The sequence below is a fragment of the Bordetella holmesii genome (assembly GCF_020735985.1).
Classification (GTDB): domain Bacteria; phylum Pseudomonadota; class Gammaproteobacteria; order Burkholderiales; family Burkholderiaceae_B; genus Bordetella; species Bordetella holmesii.
The window spans coordinates 1,552,404-1,567,836 of sequence record NZ_CP085973.1; the positions used below are offsets into that span (position 1 = coordinate 1,552,404).

The window sequence follows — 15,433 nt, forward strand, 5'->3', positions numbered from 1 at the left end:
GAATCTTCACAGCTAGCTGTGAACTGTCAATAGGTTGTATTCGTCCAGGTTGAGTCTGGAGATGGGTACAGCGCGCCCGATGCCTTGGTGGGGTCGATGCCAGTTGTAGTGGTGTAGCCAGGATTTCATGGCATCGGCTCGGTGTTGGGAGTTCTGGTAGGTGTGAGCGTAAGCCCACTCACGCAAGGCCGACTGGATGAAGCGTTCGGCCTTGCCATTGGTCTGTGGGCGGTAAGGTCGGGTAAAGCGGTGCTTGATGCCCAGCTCATGGCACAGCGCGGCGAAGGCGCGGCTGCGAAAGGCCGAGCCATTGTCGGTGAGCAAGCGCTGGATGGTCACGCCCAGGCGCTGGTAGTAGGCCACTGCGTCCTTGAGGAACTGGACGGCGCTGGGGAAGTGCTCGTCGGGGTGGATGTCGGTGAAGGCCACGCGGGCGTGGTCATCGATGGCCACGAAGACGAAGTCCCAGCCGGCCCCCTCAACGGTATCGCGTCGGTTGCCCGTGACCCGGTGGCCAGGGCGCTGGATACGTCCCAGCTTCTTGATGTCGATGTGCAGCAGATCGCCGGGGGCCTGATGCTCGTAGCGCACCACCGGCTCGGCCGGCTCCAGGTCGGCCAGGTGCGACAGACCGGCGCGGGCCAGGACGCGGCTGACGGTGCTGGCTGACACGCCCAGCGCCTGGGCGATGCGCGCTTGGGTCAGCCGCTTGCGGCGCAGCTCCACGATAGCCAGCGCCTTGGCCGGCGCAATCGCTCGGGGCGAGACCGTCGGGCGCGAGGACGCATCGGCCAAGCCCGCCTGGCCCTGAGCCAGGAAGCGGCCCAGCCATTTGCGCACAGTCGGCGCGGTGACCCCATAGGCGCGGGCCGCTTCAGGCACACAAACTTGATGGGCGATCAATTGCTGGACCATTTCGAGGCGACGTAGGAAGGTCAATCGGGCATGCTTATGGGTGTTCATCCGGCCGGGCTCCTTGAGTGAACTGGGGGGTTGGCGATTTCCAGTTTCTCAAATCCGGTTCGGATGAACCATGCATACAACCTATTGAATCTTCACACCTAGTCGTCGCGGCGGCGCGTATCGTGCTTCATGACACGCTCCCGCTCACGCTCCCAGTCTTTCTCGCGCGCCGTATCGCGTTTGTCGTAGAGCTTTTTGCCGCGGCCCAGAGCGAAGTCCAGCTTGATGCGGCCGTTCTTGTAATGCAGGTTCAACGGCACGAGCGTAAAGCCGCGCTGCTCGACTTTGCCGATCAGTTTGTGAATCTCCTCGGCCTTGAGCAGCAGCTTGCGCGTGCGCACGGCATCGGGGTGAATGTGGGTCGAAGCCGTGGCCAGCGGGCTGACATGCATGCCGAGCAGGTAAAGTTCGCCATCGCGGACGATGACGTAACTCTCCTTGAGCTGGACGCGGCCGGCACGAATGGCCTTGACCTCCCAGCCCTGTAGCACGATGCCGGCCTCGTATCGGTCTTCGATGAAATAGTCGTGCGTGGCCTTGCGATTATCAATAATGCTCATAGACGCAATGAATGGGGCGCGCAATGCCGGTAAAATCTGATCATTCTAGCGATTTGCGATAGGCGATGCACAAAGTACAACGCTCCGTCCTGGTTCCCTACAGCGCGGCCCAGATGTTCGACCTGGTTGCCGCCGTGGAAAAGTACCCTGAATTCATGCCTTGGTGCGGCGGCACCGAGGTGCAGTCGCGCAGCGAGCACGGCATGCAGGCTTCCGTATTGATCAGCTTTGCCGGGATGAAGCAGCGTTTTACCACGCGGAACACCCACGACTACCCGAACCGCATCGATCTTGAGCTGGTTGATGGGCCTTTTTCCAGTCTGGTGGGCCATTGGGTCTTCCAACCGCTGGCCGAGGACGCCTGCAAGGTATTGTTCACCCTGGAGTACGCCTTTTCCAATCGTGCGCTGGAGATGGTCGTCGGGCCGGTGTTCAATCGCATCGCCACCAGTTTCATCGAATCGTTCACCAAGCGGGCGCAGCAGGTCTATGGCGAATGAGCTGCGCGTGACGGTCTGCCATGCGCAGGCCAGCGGTGTCTGGATGCGCGAGTTGACGCTACCGGCCGGCGCCACCGTAGGCGAGGCGTTGATGGCGAGCGGGTTTGGCCAGGCCTTTCCCGACATCGACCCCTGGCAGCAGGGCTTGGGGATATATGGCCAGCGCGCCGAGGCCCATACGCGGCTACATCCTGGCGACAGAGTGGAAATCTACCGGGCGCTGACCTTCGATCCCAAAGAGTCGCGCCGGCGCCGCGCCGAGCATCGTCGCGCACGAGTCAGTAAGGCCGGCGAGCGCCAGCGGCCAGCCGGCCTGCTCTAGCCCTGCCGTAACGCCGCGCCTGGCCGGCGGTTTCTTCCCGCTTTCTCCGCGTTGTCTGCCGCCTGGCATGTCTTGCCTGTGATTTACGTTTACGTTAACGTCATGCACAAATGACGGCGCACGGGTTGTCAGACTGGTGCGCTCAGAGATGGACCATACCCATTTGAGGAGACAGCGGTGGACCTTGAACTCACCGAGGAGCAGCGCGCCTTTGCCCAGGCCGCGCGGGACTATGCGCAGGGTGAACTCGCGCCACATGCGGCGCATTGGGATGCCGAGGGCATCTTTCCGCGCGAGGCCTTCGCCCGCGCCGGCGCCCTGGGCTTTTGTGCGATCTACGCCAGTGAAGACATAGGCGGCCTGGGCCTGCCCCGGCTCGACGCCACGCTCGTCTTCGAAGAAATGGCCGCGGTGGATCCCTCCACGACGGCCTTTCTCACGATTCACAATATGGCCACCTGGATGGTGGGGAAGTGGGGTACTGATGACCTGCGCCAGGAATGAGGGGAGCCGTTGGCCAGTGGGCAGAAACTGGCTTCCTATTGCCTGACCGAACCCAATGCGGGCTCGGATGCCGCTTCCCTGGTCACGCGGGCCGAACGTCATGGTGGCGATTTTCTGATCAACGGCGCCAAGGCCTTTATCTCCGGCGGCGGCGATACCGATTTGCTGGTGGTCATGGCGCGCACGGGCGGGGCCGGGCCGGGCGGCGTTTTGGCGTTTGCGGTGCCGGCCGACGCCGCCGGCATCAGCTACGGCCGCAAGGAAGCAAAAATGGGCTGGAACAGTCAGTCCACACGGCCCATCACCTTCGAAAACGTGCGGGTGCCGGCACATTACCTGCTCGGTGCCGAGGGCGAGGGCTTCAAGATCGCCATGAAGGGGCTCGATGGCGGGCGCATCAATATCGGGACCTGCTCGGTGGGCGCAGCGCAAGGCGCGCTGGATGCGGCGCGTCGTTATATGGACGAAAGGCGGCAGTTCAATCGCAAGTTGGCGGAGTTCCAGGCCTTGCAGTTCAAGCTTGCGGATATGGCTACCCACCTGGTGGCAGCCAGGCAGATGGTGCGTCTGGCCGCCTGCAAGCTCGACAGTGGGTCGGCCGATGCGGGGACCTATTGCGCCATGGCCAAGCGCTTTGCGACCGACATGGGGTTCCAGATCTGTCTGGACGCGCAGCAGATTCATGGCGGATATGGGTATCTGCGGGACTATCCTCTGGAACGCCTGGTGCGCGATACTCGTGTGCATCAGATACTGGAGGGCACCAACGAGATCATGCGTGTGATCGTGGCCCGTCAGTTGCTGGACAAGGGAGTGGATATTCGATGAGCAATGTGGTGCTGTTTGACGAGCGGGTCGCCGACAATGGGGCGCGGTTGGGCGTTGCCACGCTTAATGCGCCTCAGACGCTCAATGGCCTGTCGCTGGAGATGGTCGATCTGCTGGATGCACAGTTGCGCGCCTGGGCCCGGGATCCGGCGGTGGCCATGGTGATTCTGCAGGGCGCGGGCGAAAAGGCCTTTTGTGCCGGTGGAGATCTGCACGGCCTGTATGCCAGCATGCTCGAACACAAGGGGCAGGGCCCCTGGGCCAATACCCATGCGCGCGATTTCTTCGAGCGTGAGTACCGCTTGGATTTTCGCATTCATACCTATCCCAAGCCCATTCTGTGCTGGGGGCACGGCATTGTGATGGGCGGCGGGGTGGGGTTGATGATGGGCGCCAGTCACCGGGTGGTCAGCGAGACGTCGCGCGTGGCCATGCCGGAGAGCACCATTGGATTGTTTCCGGACGTAGGCGGTACCTGGCTGCTCAATCGCATGCCCGGCCGCGCAGGCCTGTTTCTGGCCTTGACGGGTGCCAACCTGAATGCCTCGGATGCGATTTACGCGGGCATGGCGGATTTTCGGCTCGATTCAAGCGTTTGGCCGGCATTTTGCGAAGCGCTGCTGCACCAGCCGTGGGCGACCCAGCCAGACGGGCACGGCAGCGCAAACGTGGCGCCGCGGTCTATCAATGATGGACTGCTGCGCCAGTCATTGATGGCGCACGAGCCCGCAGCGCCGTTGGAGCCCGGGCCGCTGCGCCAGCACGCGTTCCAGATCAACAGTGTGTGCGGCAGCAATCGTCTGGACGAGATCTACGAAGACATTGCCCGCCTGAAAGATCACGCGGATCCGTGGATGACGCGCGCGGCCAAGACCATGCTGGCCGGTGCGCCGGGGTCGGCGCGCCTGGCTTTCACGCTGTTGCAGCGTATGCGCCTGCGTTCACTGGAGGATGTGTTCCGCGCCGAGTATGTGGCGGCATTGGCCTGCGTGGCCGAAGGTGATTTTCAAGAGGGCATACGCGCGCTGCTGATCGACAAGGACAAGCAGCCCCAGTGGCGGCCGGCCTCGCTGGTGCAGGCCGATGAGGCCTGGGTGCAGCAGTTTTTTACTGAGTCCTGGCCCGAGGGTGTCCCGCATCCACTGGCCGATCTGGGGCCACGCTTCGCGTGAGCCCCCCTTCAAAACAAAGAAACCACAGGCAGGAGACAGGCATCATGAGCAGTATTGCATTTATCGGTCTGGGCAATATGGGCGCGCCCATGGCGCTGAATCTGGTCAAGGCAGGGCATCAAGTCGTGGTCTACGACCTGGTTGCCGAGGCCGTGGGCACATTGACGGCGGCGGGTGCGAGCGCCGCAACCAGTGCTGATGCGGCCGTCACTGGCGCCGAGATCGTCATCACCATGTTGCCGGCCAGCAAGCACGTCGAAGGGCTCTACCTGGGCAGCGACCTCTTGGGCAAGATCGAGGCCGGCGCGCTGGTCATCGACTGCAGCACGATCGCACCGGAGTCTTCGCGCAAGGTCGCTGCCGCCGCCTCGGCTCGTGGGTTGGAGATGATCGATGCGCCGGTCTCGGGTGGCACGGGGGGCGCCGTGGCGGGGTCCTTGACCTTTATCGTGGGCGGCGCGGTTGCTGTGCTGGAGCGTGCGCGCCCCGTGCTCGAGAAAATGGGCAAAAATATTTTTCATGCGGGCGATGCGGGTGCGGGTCAGGTCGCCAAGATCTGCAACAACATGCTCCTGGGCATTCTGATGGCCGGCACCTCGGAGGCGCTGGCGCTGGGCGTGGCCAACGGCCTTGATCCCAAAGTGCTGTCCGACATTATCGCCAAGAGTTCCGGCCGCAATTGGGCGACCGAGCTGTATAACCCCTGGCCCGGCGTCATGGAGCACGCCCCGGCCTCCAAGGGGTATGCCGGCGACTTCGGGGTGGATCTGATGCTCAAGGATCTGAGACTGGCAGCCGAGTCAGCCCTGGGGTCGCGCTCTTCCATTCCCCTGGGCGAATTGGCGCGCAATCTGTACAGTCTGCACAGCAATGGGGGCAGCGGTCGGCTGGACTTCTCCAGCATCGTCAATCTGTTTGCCAACGAACGCGAGTGAGGACGGCGGCAGCGGTCATGCAGCTACCAGGCCGCAGCGCTTGGCCAGTGGCACCTGCTGGAGAGCCTATACTCGCGTTGCCCAGAGCCTGGAGTCCGCATGCCCGCCGCCGAACATCACCGTATTTTTCGTGCCAACTGGCTGCGCGCCGCCGTGCTGGGCGCCAACGATGGCATGGTCTCGACGGCCAGCCTGATCATCGGGGTCGCCGCCGCGCAGGCTTCTGATCAGGTCATTCTTACTTCGGGCATGGCCGCGCTGGTGGCCGGCGCTCTATCCATGGCGGCCGGCGAATATGTTTCGGTGCATTCGCAGGCCGATATCGAGGCGGCAGACCTTCGCATCGAGCAACGTGCGTTGCGCGTGAACTCGGCGCAGGAACTCGAAGAACTCACGGGGATTTACGTCGAGCGCGATGTGGCTCCGGAAATCGCCCGCGCCGTAGCGGAGCAATTGACGCGGCACAACGCGCTGGATGCGCACGCTCGCGACGAACTGGGGATTTCGATCTACAACCGCGCCAAGCCCGTGCAGGCCGCCCTGGCCTCGGCCGGGGCGTTTGCCAGCGGCGCGGCGTTGCCGCTGGCCGTGGCGATGGCCGCGTCGGCTGGCCTGGTGATTCCAGCGGTCTCGGTAGCGTCGATCCTGGGATTGGGCGTGCTGGGGGCGATTGCCGCGCGCGCCGGGGGGGCGCCCATCTGGCGGGCCGCGTTACGAGTGACCCTGTTGGGCGCGGCCGCCATGGCACTGACCGCAGGCGTGGGAGCGTTGTTCAACGTCGCGGTCTGAGGTCGGCGCGGGCAGCGCTATCGAGAACCCGGTTTTGAGGCGGCGACGGCCTGCTCCCCGCGCAGGCATTCAACGAGCAGGGCGGCGGCCGGCGCGATGTAGGCGCCTTCGCGGTACGTGACGACCAGTTGCCGATGCATGGTCGTCTGAGTCAGCGGTACTTCGCGCAACACGTCTTTAATGAGTGGCTGGCTAAGGTGATGGCGTGAAAAAAAGGTTCATCGAGGAATACCGGGGAATGCAGACCGGATCTTGAGGAAGAAGTACTCCTGATCGCGGTAGCCGTAGGCGCGGCGCTTGATGACTTTGATGGTGTTGTTGATGCCCTCGACGATGCTGGTGTTGAGCCGGTGGCGACAGCGAGACAGAATCCCGTGCAGATAGGCTTTTAGCTTGAGCGCGAAGTGAGCCAAGGCGGCGATGCCGCTGCCCTGAGCCTGTTGCAGCCAGTGATCCCATGCCTGGCGGGCGTAGCCGGGGTGTTGGTAGAACCACAGCTGTTTGAGCTCATCGCGCATCAGATAAGCGGTGAGCAAGGGCTGGTTGGCCTGGAGCAACTCGTCCAACTTTACCGATTGGCACGGATCGAGGTTTTTGCGATTGCGCAGCAGTAGCCAGCGACTGGACTTGATCACCCGGCGGGCCGGCTTGTCGTGCCGCAACTGGTTCGCTTGGTCTACACGCACCCGGTCTATCACTTCACGGCCGTACTTGGCCACGACGTGGAACAGGTCGTAGACGATCTCGGCGTTGGGGCAGTTGGCCTGGATCTCCAGCTCATAGGCCGTCGTCATGTCGATCGCTACGGCCCGGATCTGCTGGGCAACCCCAGTTGGCAGTTGTTCGAAGAAGGCTCTGGCCGTCTCGCGCGAGCGGCCATCACCGATCCATAGCACCTGACGGCGGATCGGATCGACAACGACCGTGGCATAACGATGGCCCTTGTGTAGAGCGAACTCGTCCATCGCTAGGTAGTGGATCTGGCTCCAGTCCGGCTCTTGGATCGCCCGTCGCAGCAGGGCCTTGTCCAGCGCCTTGACCGTGTGCCAACCCAGTTGGAAGAAGCGCGCCACGGCCAGAATGTTGCTGGACTCAAGCAACTGGCTGACCGCCTCGGCCAGCCGGTCGGTCACTCGCTGGTAACGGCCCAGCCAGCTCAGCCTCTCCAGATGCGGTCCACCGCACTGCTCGCACCAGACCCGCCGACGCGGCACTACCAGCGTCACTCGCAGCGCCATTAGCGGCAGATCCCGCACCCGGCGCGTGGTCGTCTCATGCACCTGCCGACATCGGTTGCCGCAGTGCTCGCAGTGCATCGTTCGCGCTGAAGGCTTCAGGTAAATCGTGACCGTCCGGCTCTCACCTTCAGGCCACACGACCCGCTCCACCCGATAACCTTCCCACCCACCCAACCTCTCGATCGTCTTGCGGTCCAGCATGATCCCGGCCTTGATCCTTGAAAAATCAAGGATCAAGCGTAACGGCAATCAAGCACGGCTCCACGCTATTCCGCGATGAACCGAAAAAAAGCCCAACCAATCGGTGGCGGCGATCAGCGCAGGCAGCATGAGCAACATGGTTGTCTCGAGGCGCACGCGCGGCCTGGGCAGATTGTGACTGTCGAAGGTTTGGTCTATCCAGGCTCGCGTGGGTGAGCCTGGTTGCTGCAACACCCAGTCGTAGTGGGTCATATCCTTGAGCGTGAGCTTTGCTTGTTGCAACAGCGGATGGTTTGCACAAGCCACCACTACAACGTGGTCGCTATGCAAGGGCTCCGATACGAAGCCGGCCTGCGCGCTGTGCTCCGAGATGACCATCAGATCGATTTCTCCGGCACTCAGCAGCACCGTCAGCTCGTCGCGCACACCCACCACGGTCGAGAGCGTGACGCCTGGCGACGTGCGTAGCAACTGCTTGACGGCCGCCGGCAGGATGAATTGGGCGGCAGTGGGCACGATGCCCAGCCTGACATGTCCCCTGATGCCCTGACCGAGATCGGTCATCTCGCGCTTGGCATCCTGAACGTCGTGTTTCAGGCGCTTTGCCCAGCGCAGCAATACTTCGCCAGCCGGAGTGAGCCGCAGCCCGCGTCCGGAGCGTTCGAACAAGGCGTTGCCGCAGCTGGCCTCCAGGCGGCGGATACTGCTGCTGAGCGCCGGCTGCGTCCGGTGCAGCATTTGCGCGGCATGGCCCACGTTACCGAGTTCGGCGATGACTTCGAAGTAACGCAGGTCGCGTAATTCCATGACAATTTGGATTGATCAAAATATAAATTAATGAAAAACGAAATTTAATCAATTAGACGTGTCGTTTCCAGTAAAACACACTGACGGCTCACATTTCACGAGGTGTAATCATGAGCGTCAGCTTCCGACCCCTGTCCCCCGGTTTTGGCTTGGCCGCCGAGGGAGTCAATCTTTCTGAACCGCTGGATGCGGCCGACGCGCGCGCCATCCGTCAGGCTTGGCTAGATGCCAACGGTGTGTTGGTATTCCGGAACCAACAACTTAGCCCGGAACAGCACGTTGCTTTCTCGGCCAATTTTGGCGAAGTCTATGTCGGGGGCGCCACCAATAATCAGGCCCTGGCGCATTACTATCTACCCGGGCATCCGGCAATCTTTCGGGTGTCGAACAAAAAGATCGATGGAAAACCGGCAGGCAGGGAGGACGCCGGCACGTATTGGCACTCGGATGCGTCCTGGCAAGCCAATCCGCCGCGGGGCTGGCTGCTCTATGCCCTGGAGATTCCTTCAGTCGGCGGTGACACGATGTTCTGCGATATGTACCGTGCTTTCGAGAGCCTGTCGGCTCCCATTAGACAGATGCTTGAGGGCCTGCAAGCCGAGCACAGCCTCGCAGCGGCGGTCATGCGAACCAGCTATGCCAAAGAGTTTGCCGGCCGGCTGGATGAAGCGGCCGCCAAGAGAGCAGTCCATCCGGTGGTGAAAGTACATCCGCAAAGCGGCCGCAAAGCGCTTTTCGTTAATCCCGGCTTTACATCACACATCATCGGCATGGGTGCCTCAGAGAGCGCGGCCATTTTGGAAATGTTGTTCGAGCACGCGATCAGCTCCGAGAATGTGTATCGCCACACCTGGCATCTGCATGACCTTGTTATGTGGGATAATCGATGCAATCTGCATTACGCCGTTGCCAATTACAAAGCTCACGGCGATCGCTACATGCATCGCACCACGGTCAAGGATCCGGCTATTGCTTAGGGCGTGCCGGGACGCTATCGGTTCATTGCGGCTGAATGGAGTAGGGCAGCTCGGTCAGAGCGATGGCCGGGCCATCCGGCGCGCCCAGGCGTAGCTGATTGCCGGGCAGGGCCGCCAGCGTGGTTTCGAAAAGCAGGCTGGCGGCATCACCGGCTCGGGCAGCGTCGACGACGCGCCCTACCGGCTCGCCCGGCTCGGCCGCGTCATAGATGTCCACGCCGGGCGCGGGCACGGGCAGCGCCGTCACGCCGCATGCCATGCGGCGTTTGACCGTGCCGCGATAGTGGCTGCGCGCTACTACTTCCTGTCCGGGGTAACAGCCTTTGGTAAAGCTGACTCCGCCGATCAGTTCGAGGTTGACGGTCTGCGGAATGAAGAGGTCCTGCGTTGCCGCGGCAATCCAGGGCAGGCCGGCGGCCAGATCGGCGGCGCGCCAGCTATCCTCGTCGGCCAGACCCAGCACGGCTGCCAGGGCCGAGCCGTGGTGCTGGATCTGATCGGCATCAGCCACCCACCACCAACGCAGACCCGTGCCAGGGGCGGTGATCCAGGTGCCGCTGGGCAACTCGGCACGCGCCCAGGCCACGGTGGGCAGTGCGCCGCCGGCGGCCTGCGACAGCGCGTCCAGGTCCGAGGGGTTGGCGCTCACCCCAGCGATGGCGCGTTCGGTCAGGCTGATCTTGACCTTTGCGCGTAACACGAACATCGACAAGCGCTTGGCCAGCGCCTCGGCCAGATCGGCGCGCACGAGGGCTTGCAGGGACTCCGGGCCATCGCGCCACAGGACCAGCGTGGCCAGCAGCCGGCCTTTGGCCGTGCAATACCCGGCAAAGCGGGCGCCGTCGGCCGGCAAACCGGTGACATCCTGGGTTAATTGCCCGTGCAGAAAGTTCAGGGCATCCGCGCCGGCAGCAGTCAGTACGCGCAAGCTTGGCAAGGGGGTGAAAAGCGGCGAACCTTCGGGGCGGAGGGCGATCGAATCGGTCAGTGGGTGCATGACTGAGGCTGGCGTGGCGAGCGGGTTGTGCAAACGCCTCATGATACCCGTGTGCGGGTGCCCGATGCACCATGACCATGAGCCCGACCGGCGGCGAGGCAGGCCACGATCCTTTAAACTGCGCACTCTTATGAAAAAACGCTTTGGTTTTTATTTTTTGCTGGTTCTGCTGGTAGTGACGCTGGCCGTCGGTGCGACGGTGGCCGGCGCCTGGTACTGGATGAACCAGCCCATGCGGCTGGCGGCAGACCGGGTGGACTTCGTTGTCGATCCTGGTGCTACGCCACGCGCGATCGCGCGTGCGTTGAACGCGGCGGGCGTGCCGGTCTGGGAGCCGGGGTTTGTCTGGATGGCGCGGCTGTCCGAGCGCGACAAGCAGATCAAGGCCGGCGGGTATCAGGCCATCAGCGGCGATACCCCCTGGCTGCTGCTGGAGCGATTGGCTCGTGGCGATATGTCCCAGCGCCAGGTGACCTTCCTGGAAGGCTGGACCTTCCGGCAGATTCGTGCGGCGTTGCGCGAGCATCCCGACGTCAAGCAGACGCTGGGCGACGTCAGCGACGAAGCATTGATGGACCGGCTGGGTGCGCAGATCAAGCATCCCGAGGGGATGTTCTTTCCCGACACCTACGTTTTCACGCCGGGCAGTACCGATTTCGATATTCTGCGCCGGGCCTATCAGGAGGGCCAGCGGGTGCTGGCCTCGGCATGGCTCAAGCGGGATCCGGATCTGCCGATGGCCACGCCCTATGAGGCGTTGATCATGGCGTCCATCGTCGAGAAGGAAACCGGCCACGGGCCGGAGCGCGCGCGCATCTCAGGCGTATTCGCCAACCGGCTGCGCCTGGGCATGATGCTGCAGACCGACCCGACGGTGATCTACGGCATGGGTGAAAACTATCAGGGCCGCATTCGTCGGCGCGATCTGCAGACTGACACCCCCTGGAACACCTATACGCGGCCTGGGCTGCCGCCCACGCCCATTGCGGCCGCCGGCCGCGCAGCGCTGGACGCCGCGGTTCAGCCGGAAAAACACAAATTTCTTTATTTTGTCTCCCGTGGCAATGGCACGAGCGAGTTTTCGGCCAATCTGTCGGAACACAATCGCAATGTATCCCGCTTCATCCTAGGACAAGGGCAGAACTGATGACAGGACGCTTCATCACGCTGGAGGGTGTGGATGGTGCCGGCAAAAGCACTCACACCGGCTGGCTGGTCGACACCCTGCGCGCGCGCGGCCTGGATGTGGTGGCCACGCGTGAGCCCGGAGGCACGCCACTGGGCGAGCGCCTGCGCGAGTTGGTGCTCAACGAAGACATGGGTTTGGATACCGAAACGCTGATCATGTTTGCGGCCCGTAGCGAGCACCTGCGGCAGGTGATCGCACCGGCGCTGGCGCGAGGCGCGTGGGTGGTGTGCGACCGCTACACGGATGCCACCTACGCCTATCAGGGCGGCGGGCGCGAGCTGGGTGCAGCGCGCGTGGCCGAACTTGAACAGTGGCTGCGTCCGCCTTTGCGCCCGGATCTGACCTGGCTGTTCGACGTGCCGTTGTCCGTGGCGCGCGCGCGCATGGCGGGCGAGCGTCAGCTCGATCGATTCGAGCAGGAAGCGGAGGCTTTTTTCGAGCGTACGCGCCAGGCTTACCATGCACGCGCAGCCGCCGAGCCGCAGCGTATCCATATCATCGATGCCAGCCAGTCGCTGCAAGACGTCAGGCTGACCCTGCAGGCGGATCTGCAGCAGTTTGTCGCGCGTCATCTGACATGAGTCAGGCTCAATTCGCTCCTTGGCATCTGGAGACGGCCCGCGCCTGGCTAGGCCAGCGCGAGCGCTTCGCCCATGCCTGGCTCATCCACGGTACGGCAGGAATAGGCAAGCTGGATTTCGCGGCCGCTGCGGCAGCCAGCCTCCTGTGCGAGGCGCCGCAGCACGGCCTGGCTTGCGGGGCCTGCCCGGCCTGTGCCTGGGTGGCGTCGGGCAATCACCCCGATCTGCGCCGGGTGCGCCCGGACGCGCTGGCCGTCGAAGAAGGCGCTGAAGCGGCCGATATCGCCGATGACGGTGGTGAATCGGCCCCGGCTTCGGGCAGCAAGAAGGCACCCTCCAAGGAGATCCGGATCGATCAGATCCGAGCGCTGGAGTCGTGGTTCAACACCGCGACCCACCGGGGCGGCTGGCGCGTGGCGCTCATCTACCCGGCGCAGGCGCTGAACACGGTGGCGGCCAATGCCTTGCTCAAGGTGCTGGAGGAGCCACCAGCCCACACGGTGTTTTTGATTGTTGCCGATGCGCCCGACCGGTTGTTGCCTACGTTGGTGTCGCGTTGCCGCCGCCTGCCCCTGGCCACGCCGGATGGTGCCACCGCGTTGGCCTGGCTGCAGGCCCAGGGCGTGGATCCCGCGGCAGACTGGCTGGCTGCCGCGGGCGGTGCGCCCTTGGCAGCGCGCCGTCTGGCCGCGCAGTCCGACAGCCCGGTGCCCGCCTGGTTGCGCAGTCTGGTCGAAAGCCTGGCGGCGGGCCGCGCGACCGACGTGGGGACGCTGGCCGAGACACTGGAGAAGCTGACTGCGGCCGAGTGGCTGGATACTCTGCAACGCTTCTTTACCGATTTGAGCCTGGCCGCGCATGGCGCAGCCTTGCGGTATTTCCCCAGCCTGGCCCAGGCGGTCGGCACGGTGGCCGCGCGTGCGCAGCCGGCTCAATTGGCTGAAACCGGCCGCTGGCTCACCCGGCAGCGTGGGCTGGCCGGGCACCCCTTGAATGCCAAACTCTTCGCCCATGCCGCCCTGCAGCGTGTGGTGCTATCCTGCCAGAGCTAGGTTTTGCCATTTTTTTGCCCATGTTCGTAGACTCGCATTGTCATTTGAATTTCCCGGAGCTGGCCGCCGATCTGCCCGCCGTGCTGGAGCGCATGGCGGCCAATCAGGTCACGCATGCGCTGGTAGTCAGCGTCAACATGCCGGAATGGCCGGGTCTGATGGATCTTGTCCGTCCGCAGCGCAATCTGTGGGCGTCCGTGGGCGTGCATCCGGATTATGAGGACACGCCCGATCCGCAGCCCGAGGAGCTGGTGCGCCTGGCACAGGATCCCAAGGTCGTGGCCATAGGCGAGACGGGGCTGGACTATTACCGCCTGAGCGAGCCGCTGGACTGGCAGCGCGAGCGGTTCCGGCGCCATATCCGTGCGGCCCGCAGCGCGGGGCTGCCGTTGATCATCCATACGCGCAGTTCGGCCGAAGACACCGTGCGCATTCTCAAAGAAGAGGGTGCCGACGAAATCGGCGGAGTGATGCATTGTTTCACCGAGACCTGGGAGATCGCCCGGGCCGCGCTGGACCTGAACTTCCATATTTCGCTATCCGGCATCGTGACCTTCAAGAATGCGGGCATCGTGCACGAGGTGGCTCGCAATATGCCGCTGGACCGGCTGCTGATCGAAACCGACTCGCCTTACCTGGCGCCGGTACCTTACCGCGGCAAACTCAATGACCCCTCCAAGGTCATTCATGTAGCCGAGAAGATCGCCGAACTGCAGGGCCGTACGGTGGCCGAGGTGGCACATGCTTCGACCGAGAATTTCTTTAAACTTTTCAGCAAGATAGTAAGATAATTGAAGGTAAACTATCAACTTTGAAAGGGGGTTGGCATGGGGGTAAGGATAAAGATGTCCGCGTTGGCGGCCACGGCGCTGCTAGCCCTGACCCTGGCCGGTCACCCGGTATCTGCCCAACAGGTGGAGGTGCCGCAGAATTGGTGGTTTTATGTGCATAACGATCGACCCGCTGAATTGAAGGGCCTGCTCGCACAGGGCGCCGACCCCAATGTGCGCTTCAAGAACGGCCAGCCAGCCATCATGCGTGCGGTCGTCGATGGCGCATGGGGTGTTTTCGACGTCTTGGCCGCGGACCCTCGCACGGACGTCAATATCGAGAATCCTGCCGGCGAAACGCCCCTGATGTACCTGGCCTTGGCGGGCCAGACCGAGCGGGCACGCAAATTGATCGCCCGCGGCGCCCAGGTCAACCGGCTGGGTTGGACACCCCTGCATTACGCTGCTTCCAAAGGTCAAGTCGCCACAGCCAAGATGCTCCTGACCAAGGGCGCCATGGTCAATGCGCCGTCGTCGGAAGGGCGTACGCCGCTCATGATGGCGGGCTATTCCGGTAATCGGGATATGGTGCAGGTGCTGCTCGATGCGGGCGCGGACCCGACCACCCAGGACCTCAAAGGCCAGACCGCCGCCGATTGGGCTCTGGAGGGCAAGTGGGGCACCTTGTCGCAGGAGTTGCAGCGCATTGCCGAGAAAGCCTGGCAGGCCCGGGAAGCGCAGCGGGGTTCGCCCGCGGCGGGCGCGTCCCGCGTGGCCCCGCCCATGCCTGCGGCTCCTGCCGCGCCCACCCATCCCAGCCCCGCCGGGCAAGTGCAAGGCGTCTCCGGCGTTCGGCTCAACACCTACGAGTGAAGGCCGCCGGCGGGCCACGCCTTGTTCGACCAGCCCCGTAAGGGGCTTTTTTTGTGTCCGGATACCCAGAATTCAAGAAATATGACTGGGGTTTTCCCTGTGCATTCTCAGTAAATGGGAATATTGAATTTGTATTTTGAGAAAAATGGATAATCTGTCGTCATTGGGTATCTGT

The 15,433-nt window shown here is 63.3% G+C and carries 16 protein-coding genes and 1 pseudogene; 12 read left to right on the top strand and 5 right to left on the bottom strand.

The window, feature by feature from the left end:
• Nucleotides 1-12: 12 nt before the first annotated feature.
• Together LK440_RS07375 and smpB are read right to left on the bottom strand one after the other, a co-directional pair.
• Nucleotides 13-963 carry an IS481-like element IS481 family transposase gene (locus LK440_RS07375; RefSeq protein ID WP_005013873.1) on the bottom strand — a complete coding sequence of 317 codons (951 nt, stop codon included), beginning with the start codon at nt 961-963 and terminating at the stop codon, nt 13-15.
• Nucleotides 964-1,061: 98 nt separating this feature from the next.
• Nucleotides 1,062-1,523, bottom strand: coding sequence for an SsrA-binding protein SmpB (gene smpB, locus LK440_RS07380; protein ID WP_005013871.1), 462 nt, complete (start codon nt 1,521-1,523; stop codon nt 1,062-1,064).
• Between the two features lie 65 nt (nt 1,524-1,588).
• Here smpB and LK440_RS07385 point away from each other — a divergent pair, with 65 nt between their 5' ends.
• The 6 genes and pseudogenes from LK440_RS07385 (at nt 1,589) to LK440_RS07410 (ending at nt 6,573) form a co-directional block, all read left to right on the top strand.
• The gene (locus LK440_RS07385) at nt 1,589-2,023 is read left to right on the top strand and encodes a type II toxin-antitoxin system RatA family toxin (RefSeq protein ID WP_005013870.1); all 435 of its coding nucleotides are present in this window, start codon (nt 1,589-1,591) and stop codon (nt 2,021-2,023) included.
• The gene (locus LK440_RS07390) at nt 2,013-2,345 is read left to right on the top strand and encodes an RnfH family protein (RefSeq protein WP_005013867.1); all 333 of its coding nucleotides are present in this window, start codon (nt 2,013-2,015) and stop codon (nt 2,343-2,345) included. The genes LK440_RS07385 and LK440_RS07390 overlap by 11 nt, the downstream gene beginning before the upstream one ends.
• 177 nt (nt 2,346-2,522) lie before the next feature.
• Nucleotides 2,523-3,677 (top strand): annotated as a pseudogene (locus tag LK440_RS07395) (acyl-CoA dehydrogenase family protein).
• The gene (locus LK440_RS07400) at nt 3,674-4,849 is read left to right on the top strand and encodes an enoyl-CoA hydratase/isomerase family protein (RefSeq protein ID WP_005013860.1); all 1,176 of its coding nucleotides are present in this window, start codon (nt 3,674-3,676) and stop codon (nt 4,847-4,849) included. The pseudogene LK440_RS07395 and the gene LK440_RS07400 overlap by 4 nt, the downstream one beginning before the upstream one ends.
• 44 nt (nt 4,850-4,893) lie before the next feature.
• Nucleotides 4,894-5,784: a 3-hydroxyisobutyrate dehydrogenase gene (mmsB, locus tag LK440_RS07405; protein WP_017685965.1), complete on the top strand. Its 891-nt coding sequence runs from the start codon at nt 4,894-4,896 to the stop codon at nt 5,782-5,784.
• A gap of 99 nt (nt 5,785-5,883) precedes the next feature.
• A complete protein-coding gene (locus tag LK440_RS07410; RefSeq protein WP_005013859.1) occupies nt 5,884-6,573 on the top strand; it encodes a VIT1/CCC1 transporter family protein in 690 nt (229 codons plus the stop codon).
• Between the two features lie 218 nt (nt 6,574-6,791).
• Here LK440_RS07410 and LK440_RS07415 read toward each other — a convergent pair whose 3' ends face one another.
• Together LK440_RS07415 and LK440_RS07420 are read right to left on the bottom strand one after the other, a co-directional pair.
• The gene (locus tag LK440_RS07415; protein WP_005011985.1) at nt 6,792-8,012 is read right to left on the bottom strand and encodes an ISL3 family transposase; all 1,221 of its coding nucleotides are present in this window, start codon (nt 8,010-8,012) and stop codon (nt 6,792-6,794) included.
• Nucleotides 8,013-8,060: 48 nt separating this feature from the next.
• Nucleotides 8,061-8,819, bottom strand: coding sequence for a LysR family transcriptional regulator (locus LK440_RS07420; RefSeq protein WP_005013854.1), 759 nt, complete (start codon nt 8,817-8,819; stop codon nt 8,061-8,063).
• 110 nt (nt 8,820-8,929) lie between these two features.
• Between LK440_RS07420 and LK440_RS07425 the strand changes: the two genes are divergently transcribed.
• Complete coding sequence (locus tag LK440_RS07425; RefSeq protein ID WP_005013853.1) at nt 8,930-9,796, top strand: TauD/TfdA dioxygenase family protein; 867 nt, start codon at nt 8,930-8,932, stop codon at nt 9,794-9,796.
• A 22-nt stretch (nt 9,797-9,818) separates the two neighbouring features.
• Here LK440_RS07425 and ygfZ read toward each other — a convergent pair whose 3' ends face one another.
• Nucleotides 9,819-10,793 (bottom strand): CAF17-like 4Fe-4S cluster assembly/insertion protein YgfZ, encoded by a 975-nt coding sequence (gene ygfZ / locus LK440_RS07430; protein WP_005013851.1) that lies wholly within the window; start codon nt 10,791-10,793, stop codon nt 9,819-9,821.
• A gap of 130 nt (nt 10,794-10,923) precedes the next feature.
• Here ygfZ and mltG point away from each other — a divergent pair, with 130 nt between their 5' ends.
• Genes mltG through LK440_RS07455 form a run of 5 tightly spaced genes read left to right on the top strand, consistent with a single transcriptional unit; the run spans nt 10,924 to nt 15,258 of the window.
• Complete coding sequence (gene mltG, locus LK440_RS07435) at nt 10,924-11,940, top strand: endolytic transglycosylase MltG (protein ID WP_005013849.1); 1,017 nt, start codon at nt 10,924-10,926, stop codon at nt 11,938-11,940.
• Nucleotides 11,940-12,563, top strand: coding sequence for a dTMP kinase (gene tmk / locus LK440_RS07440; RefSeq protein ID WP_005013846.1), 624 nt, complete (start codon nt 11,940-11,942; stop codon nt 12,561-12,563). Before mltG ends, tmk begins: the two co-directional genes overlap by 1 nt.
• Entirely contained in the window at nt 12,560-13,615 is a 1,056-nt protein-coding gene (gene holB / locus LK440_RS07445) for a DNA polymerase III subunit delta' (RefSeq protein WP_005013843.1), read from the top strand. Before tmk ends, holB begins: the two co-directional genes overlap by 4 nt.
• Nucleotides 13,616-13,635: 20 nt before the next feature.
• The gene (locus LK440_RS07450; protein WP_005013840.1) at nt 13,636-14,406 is read left to right on the top strand and encodes a TatD family hydrolase; all 771 of its coding nucleotides are present in this window, start codon (nt 13,636-13,638) and stop codon (nt 14,404-14,406) included.
• A 54-nt stretch (nt 14,407-14,460) separates the two neighbouring features.
• Complete coding sequence (locus LK440_RS07455; protein WP_005013838.1) at nt 14,461-15,258, top strand: ankyrin repeat domain-containing protein; 798 nt, start codon at nt 14,461-14,463, stop codon at nt 15,256-15,258.
• Nucleotides 15,259-15,433 lie beyond the last annotated feature (175 nt).